The 13,908-nt window shown below is 44.4% G+C and carries 12 protein-coding genes; 7 read left to right on the plus strand and 5 right to left on the minus strand.

All coding sequences use genetic code 11. The features are described 5' to 3' along the window. Position 1 precedes the first annotated feature (1 nt). Both VME0621_RS19855 and VME0621_RS19860 read right to left on the minus strand, forming a co-directional pair. Complete coding sequence (locus tag VME0621_RS19855) at positions 2 to 2,455, minus strand: ABC transporter permease (RefSeq protein WP_038230215.1); 2,454 nt, start codon at positions 2,453 to 2,455, stop codon at positions 2 to 4. Next, complete coding sequence (locus VME0621_RS19860) at positions 2,436 to 3,107, minus strand: ABC transporter ATP-binding protein (protein ID WP_006074745.1); 672 nt, start codon at positions 3,105 to 3,107, stop codon at positions 2,436 to 2,438. The genes VME0621_RS19855 and VME0621_RS19860 overlap by 20 nt, the downstream gene beginning before the upstream one ends. A gap of 266 nt (positions 3,108 to 3,373) precedes the next feature. On the opposite strand from VME0621_RS19860, the gene VME0621_RS19865 reads away from it, so the two are divergent. After that, positions 3,374 to 4,795: a DUF2867 domain-containing protein gene (locus tag VME0621_RS19865; protein ID WP_062459385.1), complete on the plus strand. Its 1,422-nt coding sequence runs from the start codon at positions 3,374 to 3,376 to the stop codon at positions 4,793 to 4,795. A 65-nt stretch (positions 4,796 to 4,860) separates the two neighbouring features. On the opposite strand, the gene VME0621_RS19870 is transcribed toward VME0621_RS19865, so the two are convergent. The 3 genes from VME0621_RS19870 to rsuA all read right to left on the minus strand — a co-directional run bounded on the left by VME0621_RS19870 (position 4,861) and on the right by rsuA (position 7,647). Continuing rightward, a complete protein-coding gene (locus tag VME0621_RS19870) occupies positions 4,861 to 5,514 on the minus strand; it encodes a DUF2913 family protein (RefSeq protein WP_062459382.1) in 654 nt (217 codons plus the stop codon). Next, positions 5,514 to 6,719, minus strand: a complete 1,206-nt coding sequence (locus VME0621_RS19875) for a Bcr/CflA family multidrug efflux MFS transporter (protein WP_062459378.1) — start codon at positions 6,717 to 6,719, stop codon at positions 5,514 to 5,516. The genes VME0621_RS19870 and VME0621_RS19875 overlap by 1 nt, the downstream gene beginning before the upstream one ends. Before the next feature lie 229 nt (positions 6,720 to 6,948). Beyond that, positions 6,949 to 7,647, minus strand: coding sequence for a 16S rRNA pseudouridine(516) synthase RsuA (rsuA, locus tag VME0621_RS19880; protein ID WP_062459374.1), 699 nt, complete (start codon positions 7,645 to 7,647; stop codon positions 6,949 to 6,951). Between the two features lie 70 nt (positions 7,648 to 7,717). Between rsuA and radD the strand changes: the two genes are divergently transcribed. The 6 genes from radD to VME0621_RS19910 all read left to right on the plus strand — a co-directional run bounded on the left by radD (position 7,718) and on the right by VME0621_RS19910 (position 13,727). Next, positions 7,718 to 9,454: a DNA repair helicase RadD gene (gene radD, locus VME0621_RS19885; RefSeq protein WP_062459370.1), complete on the plus strand. Its 1,737-nt coding sequence runs from the start codon at positions 7,718 to 7,720 to the stop codon at positions 9,452 to 9,454. A 70-nt stretch (positions 9,455 to 9,524) separates the two neighbouring features. Continuing rightward, on the plus strand, positions 9,525 to 9,938 hold the full coding sequence (locus tag VME0621_RS19890) for a PepSY domain-containing protein (protein ID WP_062459367.1): 414 nt from the start codon (positions 9,525 to 9,527) through the stop codon (positions 9,936 to 9,938). Between the two features lie 14 nt (positions 9,939 to 9,952). Then, the gene (locus VME0621_RS19895; RefSeq protein WP_062459364.1) at positions 9,953 to 10,609 is read left to right on the plus strand and encodes a response regulator transcription factor; all 657 of its coding nucleotides are present in this window, start codon (positions 9,953 to 9,955) and stop codon (positions 10,607 to 10,609) included. Further along, a complete protein-coding gene (locus VME0621_RS19900) occupies positions 10,602 to 11,963 on the plus strand; it encodes an ATP-binding protein (RefSeq protein WP_062459360.1) in 1,362 nt (453 codons plus the stop codon). Before VME0621_RS19895 ends, VME0621_RS19900 begins: the two co-directional genes overlap by 8 nt. Positions 11,964 to 12,130: 167 nt before the next feature. Beyond that, positions 12,131 to 12,409 carry a 50S ribosomal protein L25 gene (rplY, locus tag VME0621_RS19905; protein ID WP_006071740.1) on the plus strand — a complete coding sequence of 93 codons (279 nt, stop codon included), beginning with the start codon at positions 12,131 to 12,133 and terminating at the stop codon, positions 12,407 to 12,409. A 445-nt stretch (positions 12,410 to 12,854) separates the two neighbouring features. Beyond that, the gene (locus VME0621_RS19910; RefSeq protein WP_062459357.1) at positions 12,855 to 13,727 is read left to right on the plus strand and encodes a hypothetical protein; all 873 of its coding nucleotides are present in this window, start codon (positions 12,855 to 12,857) and stop codon (positions 13,725 to 13,727) included. Positions 13,728 to 13,908: the final 181 nt, after the last annotated feature.

The raw sequence follows: 13,908 nt of genomic DNA on the forward strand, positions 1-13,908 counted from the left end.
TCTATAACGCATCCCTTAACGAATGAATCGGTGTATTACGTATCAACTTCAGCACTGGTAGCGCTCCTGCAACTACCAAAGCCAACAGAGACCACAAACATGTGGTGAGATACTGCCATGGGACAATCTGCAGTTGTAAAGACCAACCGAAAGACTGCTTGATCACAATATCCACAATCAGTTGCGCCAGTGCAATACCAAGCGGCATAGCGATAATGGCAGAGATAAGTCCAAATACCAGCAACTGTAAGCCACCCATTAACACTAGCTCTTTTGCGGAAATACCCAGACAGCGCAGCAATGAGGTATGACGTTGTCTAGAGATCTCCCCTGCTATCGTTGCAAAGAAGATACCAAAAACAGCAATCACCAAAGTGATATTGCCCAGAGTATCAGCAATCGCAAAAGTACGATCAAAGGTTGTCATCGCTTTCGCGTGAATAGACGTGTTGTCGTAAATCCGTTCACTGTTTAGCCTAAATGTCGATTGCAGACGTCTTTCGACAAACAGCGATTGTGACTTATCATTAAGCACTGCGCCCAACGCCACATCACCAGAACCTTCTAAGTTGGCTAGCCAACGATTTTGCGATAACAATACTTGATGATAAGGGTTTCCGTAATCATAGTAGACACCTATCACGTGCCAGTTCCCACCCAGTGGTGGGCCTAAATCGACATAATCACCCGGACGAATATCTAACTTAAGCGCCATAGATTCACTGATCATGACACTGCGAGAATGATGAAGGTTATACCAATAGTTAGGCACAGCAATTTTAACGGTTAACGCGTCGCGCTCACCTTCTGAATCACCCGTACTTACCACTTGCATCATGCCATGCTCTGTCGGGATCTCTTCTTCCCAGCGCCACCAAACGCGATCGACCTCGGGCTGAGCCTCCAACCATTTACTCATGCGAACCGCATTATTGTTGGTTGGATAGACGTAAATATCGGCCGCAAGCCTTTGGGTTAACCATCGGTCAGTAGTATCTCTAAAACTACCAACCATAGTCTCAACCCCCATATTAGCAGCCATAGCTAACATGAAAGCCATATTGGCAACACCGCGGTAGCTCATACTGGCAGCTGCATCCGCAAAGAACCAACGGACTTTTACCCAACGGAGAGAGTACGAGAATAACGTGAAGATTTTCCAAGTAATAAACGGCGTAATCAATGCGACACTTAACAGCATCAAAACAATGATGGCATAACCTGAGTTCTGTGACTTAGGTGCTTGATAAATAGCAACTGCAGCCACACAAAATCCGCACGCTACAAACGCTTGCCATGTAAACTCTGCCCCGGTAAATCGCATTAACGATAAACGAGCAGAAAGTCGAATAGGTTGAGATTTCAAAAGTCGGACTAACGGCCAGCCACACGAGACCACAGCCCCAGTGAACGCTAATAAGAAGCTATAAAGGCTCCATTGCCAGCTCCACTCAATGCTCAAACCAATGTTCGCATCATAAAGATCATTCAAGCTCTGTGAGACTGCTGGAATCAACTGATTTGCCAATGCTAACCCAAACAGGTTGCCACCAAGCCAGCTCAAGAACACTAAAGCCGCCAGTTCAAGACACAAGGCTTGAGTCAACTGCCACCCCGAGACACCGACTTGGCGCAGACTACCAACCAAAGGCTGACGCTGAGCTAAAGACAACGACATCGCTTGGTAGAAGATAAACAGGCCAACAACGAAAGACAGCATACTCATCGCAGACAAATTGGTATGGAATGCTTTAGTGAGAGATTCCAGTTCTGATTGTGAACTGCGTGATAACGTCATACCATTTGGAATCATCTTACGAAGATTCTCAAGTTTGGATGCACTCATCTCACCACAAGCAATTACAGACAACCCGGACGATTTTTTCATCGCACGGACTAAAGACATATCCGCTAAGATACGCGTTCCGCGAATACCTTTCTTAGAATCAATCTTGATAGGGCCTAACTGAATTCCATTATTGAGCGTCAACGTATCGCCATTTTGCCAGCCCTTAAGCTCAGCAAGATCATGACTCACAATAATTGTCGTTGGGACTTTTATCATATCTTGCGATGCGATATCGCCAATGGTGACGACATTACGAAGCTGCAATAAAGAAATTGGATCTACGCCAACTAGGTTAAGCTCTAAACCATCAGCTGTGGTTACTTTTTGAATGTCAAAAGGCACACATTGTTTGAACCCTTCGCGGCGCAGTTGGATATAGAAGCCTTGCGGAATTTTGGTTTCTGCGTGCTTAGGGCGAATGCGATATGGAACGGGATTAGCGAAAAGTTTTTCACCGCTTGCATAAGCCTGTTTAGCGTGGTGGTTTATAGCCGTAACGCCAACTAGTAGCGATACACCAAGCGTTAAACCAAGCCAGACGAGAAGAATTTGTAGCGGGTGGCGACGATAATGGCCAAGTAGTGCTTTAACTACGGGCCATAACATGAAGTTGCCCCCCTTGAAGGCGGATAGAACCGTCCATGTGAGAAGCGACTTTTTCACTGTGGGTGACGACAAGCAAGGTACACTCTAGATGTCTTGTGAGTGAAGTAAGAAGTCGCATTACCGCTTCAGCGTTACGCTCATCCAAGCTACCCGTTGGCTCATCGGCTAGCAGGATTTTTGGCTCCATGTAGAGCGCGCGAGCAATAGCCGCACGCTGCTGTTGCCCCCCAGAAAGCTCTTCTGGATAACGACCAAGCAACGCCATTAAATCTAAAGCGGATAAAATCTGACGCCAAAGCCCTCGATCTTCTGGCAGTCCTTTAATCTGTCTGCAGAATCGAATATTGTCGGCAATATTAAGAGTTGGTAGCAAATTGAACTGCTGAAAGATATGACCAATGTTATTTCTTCGATAAGCCGTTCTAAGACTTTCTTTTGCGTCATGCATAGCAAAATCGGGGTACCAGATTTCCCCAGAATCGACCTTATCGATGCCAGCGATTAAGTTAAGTAGTGTACTCTTACCCGAGCCACTTTCACCCATCAATGCCAGTTGTTCACCTTGCGACAGTGTTAGCTCTGCACTTTGCAATACAGGATGGAATTCTCCACCGTCAATATAGCCTTTACAAAGGTCTGACAACTTAAGCATTCAATCTCTTCAATCACTGGTAAATTTGGAGTGTGAATCTACACTAAATTTGCAGTTCTAGGAAGCAAATTTGGCCATAAAGCCCCTACATTGAGTCGGTTTAGCTCAATTTCGATTCAAGATATCGTTTTTTAATAGAATTGGAATTTGGAACATATACGCGTGAAAACACCCTAATCAGCCATCATGTATTGTAAACAAATGAAGATAAACTAGAAAAATGTGTTAAATTTTATAGAGATAACAATTAAGAGAGATAACGGAATATGAAGCGCGTATTGGTATTAGGGGCGTCGGGTTATGTCGGTTCTCAGCTCATTCCTATCCTACTGGACCAAGGCTACGAAGTAACAGCAGCGGCTCGTCAAATAGACTACCTAAAAAGCCGTGTAGTCCCCCACTCGATGCTTAAGTTTGAGTATCTTGATCTCGCTAATCGAGACGCCACAATTGCACTCATTCCTAAGTTCGATATCGTTTATTTCTTGGTACATGGTATGGCTCATGGCCATGACTTTTTGGACTACGAGCTCTCTCTTGCTCAAAACTTCAAAGATGCGCTCGATATTAGTCATGTTGAACACGTCATCTATCTCAGCGCAATTCAACCTCAAACTGGTAATTCCGAGCACCTTGCAGCCAGAAAAGCAACCGGCAAGCTTCTTCGTACCAGTAAAGTGCCAATTACCGAACTGCGTGCAGGTGTTATTATAGGCCCCGGCTCTGCCGCTTACGAAATCATGAGGGATTTCGTCTATAACCTACCTATCTTAATCGCCCCCAAATGGGTGGACTCCAAAGCGAATCCTATTGCTTTACAAAACCTCAATTATTACCTAATCGAACTGGCTAAAGAGACATCACCCGATTCAATTATTTATGAGGTTGGTGGCCCCGATACCTTGTCTTACCGCGAGCAGTTCGCCGTTATTTGCAGCAAAATAAACAAACCACTACGACTCTGGTCAACGCGATTTCTTACACCTAAACTCGCCTCATACTGGCTCGGTGTTGTAACTTCGGTTCCTTCAAGCATTGGCAAAGCATTATTGGCGGGGCTAGAGCATGACTTTATCGCCGATTCTCAAGCAATCAGAGCTCGTTACCCACAAGATATGGTTTCCTACTCTGACTCAGTCTCAGAAACCATAGAAAAAGAAGGTACCTTTGTTCGTAGCAATGTTTGGGGCTACGACCCTGCGGCATTAACGCGATGGCAAGCAGGATTTGGCTATTACCCAAAGAAGACTGGGGCCAGCTATTTCACTGATAAATCCACTGAGCAGCTTTGGGAGGTCGTCAAACAAATCGGCAGTCCGAAAGAAGGCTATTTCTTTGCTAACACACTGTGGCGCACTCGAGAATGGTTAGATGTACTGTTTGGTGCAGGAAGACCAATAAGGCGCTCACCTGAAGGACCAGAATTAAAAGTGGGTGACTTTATCGATTCATGGAAAGTCATTCGATGTGACAAGCCGCATTTTCTGTCACTATTGTTCGGAATGAAAGGCCCTGGACTGGGGCGACTGGAATTCACCATTACTGATCATGGCGACAAAAGAGAAATCAACGTGACTGCGTGGTGGCACCCGCAAGGATTCAAAGGGCTGCTTTATTGGTTTGCAATGATGCCTGCACACTTGTTCATTTTTAAAGGAATGGTAAGGGCGATCTGTCGCAAAGCCTAGTCGTTACAAATACTTCAACCTCTATGCTTTGCGACAATTATGCTCTCATACCACTAAACTTTAACTTAAGCTTTAAATGACAGAGGGATTTCAGCTAGCTGAGTCCCTTTGTTCATTGGATAAATAAGATATTCGCCGTGATACTTTACTTTCGATTTGTAATCAGTGCGTTTGTGGAGCATAAAGCCAGCCTCGTACGCTTTAGTCACAAACTCCGCATGATTACCACGTACAAACCAACTCATGGGCTTCACCAGATTTTCTGCATCAAAGCAGTCGTCACATTGATTCGCGCACAGTGCGAAAGAGTTATGACCATCGGTGAAGAATTGAACTTTACTGCCATCAGTCAGAATCTCTGAGGTGCAGACACCCCAACCCGCCGCTTCCATATCTTCAATAAACTGTTCAATCTTTGCATCAGTTACTGGCTGTACGTCACCAGAAAAAAACTCAGCATAGTAAGCAGAAATGCGCTTAAACAAAGGTTCAAGCATTGAATCATTACCCTTGGAACGCCCAGATTTCTGCCATTGAATTAGGTTAGCACTGGTCGTTTTCCCAAAACGCTGAGTTTTTATCGCTTTTGTTACCCATCGAACAAGAAAGTGATTGTTAGTCACTGGAGAATTAATCAACTTGCCTGAAGCATGCTCATTCGCCAATTCTTCTAGTGCACTGTTTACGACTTTTTGGATCTCTGAATAGTAGTCAGACATTATGCTTTTTTCCCAAACGTCCAATATAAGGCGGCGGATAATACCGAACAAATAGCCATTAATGCAATCATAGGCCAAACTGTTCCACCCGGAAGCATTGCCACAATCGCCCCAATGACTGAGCCAGTGCCAAATCGCAATGTTCCTGCAAGTGAGGAAGCCGTGCCCGCCATCGTTGGATAACCGCTTAACAACAAGCCCATTGAATTACTACCGATGGTCGACAGCGTACCAATAAATAGCATAACGAAAGGAACCGTACCCCAAATCCCAAGATCTAGAATACCACTCGCTAACAGTCCTAGACCTGCGAACAGCTGAATGCTTAGCCCAAAACGAAGCATGCCATGTAAGCCAACTTTCTTCACCATACGGCCATTAATGCTGGTCATGATGATCATTGTGACAATGTTCAGGCCAAACAGATATCCAAACTGATCTGGCGTCACACCATAGATATCAATATAGACAAACGAGCCCGCGGTAAGAAAGGCAAACATACCAGCAAACGAAAACGCTCCAGAGAACATCAGTCCCATCGCGACCGGATTCTTGCACAACCTCAGGTAATTTCTGATCGTGGTTCGAAAACGAAGTGGTTGTCGATTTTCTGGAGCTAGAGTCTCCGGAATTTTCCAAAGTACCGCTGCTATTACCACTCCAGAAAATGCTGTCAGCACCCAAAATATCGAACGCCATCCAAACCAGACCGCCAAATGGCCCCCTATCATAGGCGCCACTAACGGAGCCAAGGTAATGACTAAGGTGACAAAAGACATGGTACGCGCGAAATCTTCCTTATCGAACATGTCGCGAACCACAGCTTGGATAATGACCGCTGCCGCTGCACCCGCAAAGCCTTGGGCAGTACGAATATAAGTTAAAGATTCAATGGTCGTCGCGGTGGCTGATATCGCTGAAGCAACGCCAAAAAAGAACACACCAAATAGCAGGATCGGCCGGCGACCAAAACTATCAGCGAGAGGACCATGTAAAAGTTGGCCGATAGCAAATCCGGCAGTGTATACCGTTAATGTAATCTGAACAGCCCCGGCTGTTACCCCTAAATCTTGTGCGATAGTTGGCATCGCGGGCAAGTACATATCGATAGCCAGAGGCGTTAACGCGCCTATGGCTCCGAGAACTAGGAAAAGAACTAAACCTAGTTGAGGTATGTCGGGCTGCGATACTGGTTTAGAACTCATATCGCTCCTAATGAAATCTTTATTTGTGTGCGATCCGTGCCAACAAATAAACAACCTAGACTCAATTTATCCCATTGAGTGATGTGAGATAGCGCAACAACAGAGCGCTATCTTCGGGGTAACCGTAATATAAGGAAGGCTCTCAGAGTTCGAGAGTAATGACTCATTACGGGTATTACTTTTACTCTGGACGAGTAGACGTTTTATCTATCAAAACAGTTTATTAGTATTACTTTTTCCAGACAGAGTCAATTTCTTCTTGAGTGAGATATCGATACTCTCCTGGCTCAAGCATTTCATCAAGAACAATGTCACCGACGCTTTCACGATGTAGACCTTCAACTTTATTACCTAGCGCCGCAAACATACGCTTGACTTGGTGATATTTGCCTTCGTGAATGGTTAATAACACTTCTTTTTCATCAATAATTTCAAGTTGTGCTGGCAGAGTTGGCGCTTTCTCATTTCTCAGCTCAATGCCTTCGTCGAATGCCTTGATGTAATTATCTTGCACAGGGTCTGCTAACCATACACGATAAGTTTTTGCACATTTATGTTTCGGTGAGGTAATTCGATGAGACCATTGACCATCGTCTGTAATTAACACCAAACCTGTCGTATCAACATCTAAGCGACCTGCAAAATGAAGGTTCTCCATTTTGACCTCATCGAGCAACACAAACGCTGTGTGATTAAAGCCATCTTCATGAGAACAAACAAAGCCATCTGGTTTGAATAACATGATATAACGCGGACCCTGCATGCGGACCTCTCTATCTTGCCATTCGACACTGTTATCTTCAGTGACTTTAAATGCACCGCTCTTTTGTACTAAGCCATCAACGGTAACATCACCGGATTTAATGATTTTTGTTGCTTCTTTACGTGTTGCGCCTAAAGCGTCACACAAAAACTTATCTAAACGCATGAATACCTCGTTTTCATTTCGTGAGGTATTATAGAGCGGTTTTTTGAAATGTAGAGTAAAACTGAGCCGTATGTACACGCTTCGCCCCTACCAAGCCGATTCTGTTAAAGCTGTTATCCACTATTTCCGCAAAAACGACACCCCAGCGGTGATCGTATTGCCCACTGGGGCTGGAAAAAGCTTAGTTATTGCCGAACTTGCAAGGCTAGCGCGAGGTCGTGTTTTGGTTCTAGCGCACGTTAAAGAGCTCGTAGAACAAAATCACGCAAAATACGAAGGCTATGGACTCAAAGGCTCTATTTTCTCTGCCGGCTTAGGTAGAAAAGAGACATCCGAGCAAGTGGTGTTCGCCTCCGTTCAATCAGTAGTGAGAAACTTGGATGCATTTGCCAATCAATTTTCACTGCTTGTTATCGACGAATGTCACCGCGTACCAGAGACCAAAACATCAAGCTACCAAAAAGTGATCAGCCACCTATGCGAGATTAATCCTGGAATTAAGATCCTTGGTTTAACCGCAACTCCCTATCGTCTTGGTGTTGGCTGGATCTATCAATATCACACCAAAGGACTGGTTCGCAGCGACGAAGCTCGTTTCTTTAAAGATTGTATCTTCGAGCTTCCTATCCAATACTTACTCGATGAGGGCTTTTTAACACCTGCGAAACTGATCGACGCTCCGGTCCTTAGCTACGACTTTTCTCAGCTCAAACCTACCAGTATGGGTAAATACAAAGAATCTGAAATGGATCTTGTTATTGAGCAATCAAAACGTGCAACACCGCAAATTGTGGAGCAAATCAAGCGCTATAGTGAAGACAAACAAGGTGTCATGATTTTCGCTGCGACGGTTCGCCACGCGCAGGAAATACTGTCGCTGCTACCGAGTGAAAACAGCCAAATTGTCATTGGTGATACACCAACACCTGAACGCGACGCTATCATCAGTGATTTCAAAAACCGTAAGATCAAGTTCTTGGTTAACGTTTCGGTTTTAACTACTGGATTCGATGCGCCCCATGTTGATCTGATTGCAATTCTTCGCCCAACCGAATCCGTCAGTTTATATCAGCAAATCGTTGGCCGTGGTTTACGATTGTCAGAGGGCAAGTCAGAGTGTCTCGTTTTAGACTATGCGGGCAACACGTACGATTTGTATCAACCTGAAGTCGGTAACCCTAAACCTGATTCCGATTCCGAAATTATCACCATCCCGTGCCCTGCGTGCGGGTTCAATAATGACTTCTGGGGCAAACTCGATGCCAATGGTTTTTTAATTGAGCACTTTGGTCGCAAATGTCAGGGCTATTTCACCGACGAAGAAACCGGAGAACGTGAACACTGTGATTATCGCTTTAGAGCCAAGTACTGCTCTGAATGTGGCGCGGATAACGATATCGCCGCGCGAATCTGCCATGAATGTGACGCCACTTTGGTAGACCCAGATAAAAAGCTCAAAGAAGCCCTTAATCTCAAAGATGCGCTCGTCTTCGAATGCACCGACATGAACCTTGTCGTTCATAAAGATGAAAAAGGTAAAAACAGTCTAAGAGTTAACTATATTGGAGAAAACGATGCCCAAGTCAGCGAGTTTTGGTCATTAAATACCAAAAAGCAGAAAGAATCGTTTCTCGCTAAGTTTGTACGCCCACATTTGGCCGACAAGCATCGTGAGTTTGATGCCACTTCGCCAACAAAAGTCGTGAACAATCAACATCGTTTCCGATTGCCCGCGTTCGTCATAGCCAGAAAAAGTGGTCGATTTTGGAAAATGAGAGACAAAGTTTTTGACGACGAACTGAACTAATCACTGTTCAGCTTTCATTCATGTTTACAAATGTATATTTTAACTATGTTGAAAATATTGGGTCTCCGCCATGCTTAATAAAACCAAACAGACAATATCTATCATCTCGCTCTCCCTATTATTGGCAGTACCGCTTAGCGCCCATGCCGAATTTTTCTCTGACTCAAGCAAGCCAAGTGGTCACGACCTAGTGCAGGATGTGCAACCGGATGGTGCTCGCATTGAGTTTGAAGAGGACCAAGACGAGGTCTATGACGCTGTACAGCAAGGGCTTATCAAACCGTTTTCTGAGCTGTTTGCGACGGTAGAACGCGACCTCAATGGTCGAGTGATCAAAGTCGAACTAGAAGAAGACGACGATGAGTGGATTTACGAGCTAAAATTGCTTCATGAACAAGATGTTATTAAAGTCGAATATAACGCCACCACACTGGAGATGATGGAAATCAAAGGCCATAATCTTCAAAGAGTCATAAGAAAATAAAATAGAGAACAATAATGAAAATTCTTGTCGTGGAAGATGACCCAAGACTGGGTGAACAAATATTAGAAACTCTAGAAAGCGCAGGTTGGGTGCCAGAACTTGCCCAAGACGGTATCGATGCGCTTTACCGCGCTACCTCAGAAGAGTGGGATGCCATTGTTTTGGACTTAGGACTTCCTAAGATTGATGGTTTGACGGTACTTAAAGGCATTCGAGACGAAAACATTAACACACCAGTCGTCATTCTCAGCGCACGTGACGCCTTAAGTCAGCGCGTTGAGGGCCTAAATGCTGGTGCCGATGATTACCTTACCAAGCCATTTGAAATGATTGAGCTTATTGCACGTATCCGAGCGCAGCTACGACGCGCTTCTGGCAACGCCTCTCCGTTGATGCAAGTCGGTGACTTAAGCCTAGACACACGAACTTCAAAAGTCATGTGGCAAGGTAACGCAGTAAGCTTAACCGCACTGGAATATAAGGTCGTTGCTTACTTTATGCATAATGCCGACAAGGTCATTTCTCGTACTGAGTTAGTCGAGCATATCTACAAACAAGACTTTGATAGAGACTCCAACACAATTGAAGTGTTCATCGGTAGAATCCGTAAAAAAATCGCTCCTAAAATTATCAAAACCGTACGTGGCTTAGGGTATCAACTTAATGCCTGATATTAGCGCGACTCGGCTCAAAACAGAGTTCAAACGACTCAGTCTAAAAACGCGATTATTGCTGGCAGCCACCTTGTGGTTGTCAGCCATGATGATCGCCGCCGGTATTCTCATTCCCGGTCTAGTCCGTGATTACCTTAGTCAAGACTTAGAAACTAAACTTGGACTGACTATGGATGAAATCGCCGCGAATCTAGAAGTGAATAAACAAGGACAACTGGTTCTACAAACTCGTCTTTCAGACCCACGCTTTAATCAGCCATACAGTGGTCTGTACTGGAGCGTCGACAGTGGTTCAGACAAACTACGCTCTCGCTCCTTATGGGACCGCACCATTCGAATAAAGAATGAGAAACACAAAGCGACTTACTTCGGTGCCAAAGACGAGAAACTTATTGCCATAAAGCGAACAGTCTTCTTACCTGACATAAGTGACGGCGTCACAATAATTATTGGCCAAGATGAAGATCGTATCGATGACACCCTAAATTTGCTGACAGGCCAACTTTGGTTGATCTTAGGCGTTCTTTCCATTGGTATTCTGACTTTAGTGGTGGTTCAAGTCAGCTGGTCACTCAGACCTTTAGGGAAGATGCAGAAAGAACTGAAACTATTAAAAACAGGTGAGCAACAAACACTGGACGAACAGTATCCAAAAGAAATTGCCCCACTCGTAAGCGACCTCAATGCCCTATTGTTCCACTATCAAGAGTTATTAGCGCGCGCACGTAATCACGCAGGTAACCTCTCGCACGCACTCAAAACACCGCTCTCGGTGTTAAAGAATGAGTTACACCAACTTTCAGAACAAGACCGACAGAGGCTACAACCCTCGATAGAGCAGATTCAAGCACATATCGATTACCATTTGGGTCGAACTCGAATGGCAGGCGCAATGAATATTCTCTCTGTTAAGTCATCACCGAGTGAACGCGTCGATGCGATTTCATTGGCTTTCGATAAGGTTTACGCTCAGCGCGATATCGCTTTGGTGAGCGAACTGGATACCGATCAATACGTAGCAGTAGAAAAAGCGGACCTCGACGAGATGCTTGGCAACCTACTAGAAAATGCCTACAAATGGGGTAACAGCTTCATCCGCGTATATTCCGAACTGCTCGATAATCACGAGATCGCTATCATCGTCGAAGATGATGGCCCCGGCATACCTCAAGAGAAGCTAAAAGAAGTGCTGAAACGTGGAGTTCGCCTAGATGAAACGATACCCGGCACCGGTTTAGGGCTTAATATAGTCAATGAGATGGCGCATAGCTATCGAGGTGATTTAGCTTTGGAATCGAGCAAATTGGGCGGTTTACGAGCAGTCCTTAAACTGCAACGTGCAAAAGAGTAAAAATTGTAACGTTATAAGCGATTTGCTATTGCTCCGCCTAGATTTGAATGTTAGTATCCGCGCTCGTTTTGAATGTATCGATTCGATACTTCGGAACGGCTATAGTTTTGACTAGGTCGCTACGTCAAAACAGTTACTTTAATTTTACTATTTTGAGAGTAAATACTATGAAATTCGAAGCAGTAGTACGTACTGAACTAGGTAAGGGTGCGAGCCGCCGCCTACGTCACGCTGGCCAATTCCCAGCAATCGTTTACGGTGGTGAAGCAGCACCTGTTTCTATCGCTCTAAACCACGATGACGTGATCAACCAAATGGACAAGCCAGCATTCTACGAAGGCATCACTCTAGTGATCGACGGCGCAGAAGTTAAGGTTAAGCCACAAGACGTTCAACGTCACGCGTTCAAGCCAAAAGTTGAGCACATGGACTTCATCCGCATCTAATTCCCTACCAAGGAATTATTCGGATCAAATCCAAACCTTTTGCATAAAAAGATTCTCGGCTTTACCAACCAAGAATTCTTGAAAAATTCGAAACCCCGATGCTACCAACATCGGGGTTTCACCTTTTCTGGGGTATTTGAAATCCGCAAAACCCATCTAACTAATTGATTTAAAAAACTTCAATACCAAAAGGCAATAACCACATATTTTATGGGTGTAGTTTGTGTGTAGCTTGTGTGTAGTTATACAGTATTTTGATTCTTCCAGTAAATCAGCTTCAAAGTAAAAACTGTAAACTCCTCAACCGAGATTTGTAAGGGCAAATATGTCATTGTGAAACTCCCACTTGAGAACTAAAGCCAGTCGAGATTCAGTCTTAATAACTTGCTCCACTCTTCAACAGTGATACGTTTTGGCTACACACCAAAACCTGAAAGGAGCGCTAATGAATATTAAGTTATCATCTATCGCATCACTGACCTTATCTTTAACAGCTTGCACCATCGAAGAACAGCCCACCATCTACACCTGTACCAATGCGCAGACCAAACCTGTTACTAGCAGATCAGAGCTCGCAACTGTCTATTTAACTAATGATCAACAAGGTGCCGTTATAGGCTTCGATGCCAACAATTCCTTTTACAAGCATAACGAATGCGGACCATCAACCTACTCTAACGACAATGGACTTATAACATTTGCGTTTTATCAATACGGTCACCTTTCTGGCCAGAATAATCATTCACTTATAGGTTATGGGACGCATATCCAAAAGATAGACTTCGGCTTTTCAAACGGATTTGAAGCGATCACAGGTATATTTGAGAATTCAGGTAATGGTCACCAAAAAGAATTCATTTCCAAGAGCACAGAAGTTGACGGGAATGCCTGGGTAACACGGAAAGAGTGGTCTCCTTCTGGTGCGACACCAGTAGCCATTGCAAATAACAAAACAAAGCACAACATTCCGACCACAAGCCTTGAGCAATACTTCCCCGCTCTATCGTACTCTACGGATCATTATGTGGTTCTACGAGATAATGACGTGCTAAAATCCAAGTTTTTTGATGAAAACTCTCAAACCTTTACTTGTCAGTACACATCAATCAATGGCAATGTACAAAAGTTCCGAGAGGTTACCGACTGTAATGGCCAAATAGAACTCAGCGCAGATATCTACAGTGCTGGTAAACCCCTCGATGTCTCCGAATATTTCTCTGCTTTAAAATCCTCGCCATCCTTCAATACTGAAAAAGGTCGATTCTGCCGAGACATGAACAGATTCGGCGTTGTATGTGACGACAGAGGCATTAAATAACATGCTTACTAATAACGTTAGGTACATGATACAAGGCATCTTCATGCTAGAGGAGGCTTTGTTGCCGAATTCAGCTAAAGAGCGAACGCTAGCTAATTAGCTCGCATTTTAAACAACATACTGAGTTTCGGGCATACCTATCCCAGTTAGCTTGTTGAGTGCTTTGATCATGGCGTAAGTC

The sequence above is a fragment of the Vibrio mediterranei genome, from assembly GCF_900088415.1.
Lineage (GTDB): Bacteria > Pseudomonadota > Gammaproteobacteria > Enterobacterales > Vibrionaceae > Vibrio > Vibrio mediterranei.

What these genes read in the sequence shown, in the direction of transcription:
- VME0621_RS19860 (WP_006074745.1), bottom strand. Translation starts at nt 3,107, where the DNA reads ATGCTTAAGTTGTCAGACCTTTGTAAAGGCTATATTGACGGTGGAGAA.
- radD (WP_062459370.1), top strand. Translation starts at nt 7,718, where the DNA reads ATGTACACGCTTCGCCCCTACCAAGCCGATTCTGTTAAAGCTGTTATC.
- VME0621_RS19870 (WP_062459382.1), bottom strand. Translation starts at nt 5,514, where the DNA reads ATGTCTGACTACTATTCAGAGATCCAAAAAGTCGTAAACAGTGCACTA.
- VME0621_RS19900 (WP_062459360.1), top strand. Translation starts at nt 10,602, where the DNA reads ATGCCTGATATTAGCGCGACTCGGCTCAAAACAGAGTTCAAACGACTC.
- VME0621_RS19895 (WP_062459364.1), top strand. Translation starts at nt 9,953, where the DNA reads ATGAAAATTCTTGTCGTGGAAGATGACCCAAGACTGGGTGAACAAATA.
- VME0621_RS19875 (WP_062459378.1), bottom strand. Translation starts at nt 6,719, where the DNA reads ATGAGTTCTAAACCAGTATCGCAGCCCGACATACCTCAACTAGGTTTA.
- rplY (WP_006071740.1), top strand. Translation starts at nt 12,131, where the DNA reads ATGAAATTCGAAGCAGTAGTACGTACTGAACTAGGTAAGGGTGCGAGC.
- VME0621_RS19865 (WP_062459385.1), top strand. Translation starts at nt 3,374, where the DNA reads ATGAAGCGCGTATTGGTATTAGGGGCGTCGGGTTATGTCGGTTCTCAG.
- VME0621_RS19855 (WP_038230215.1), bottom strand. Translation starts at nt 2,455, where the DNA reads ATGTTATGGCCCGTAGTTAAAGCACTACTTGGCCATTATCGTCGCCAC.
- VME0621_RS19910 (WP_062459357.1), top strand. Translation starts at nt 12,855, where the DNA reads ATGAATATTAAGTTATCATCTATCGCATCACTGACCTTATCTTTAACA.
- VME0621_RS19890 (WP_062459367.1), top strand. Translation starts at nt 9,525, where the DNA reads ATGCTTAATAAAACCAAACAGACAATATCTATCATCTCGCTCTCCCTA.
- rsuA (WP_062459374.1), bottom strand. Translation starts at nt 7,647, where the DNA reads ATGCGTTTAGATAAGTTTTTGTGTGACGCTTTAGGCGCAACACGTAAA.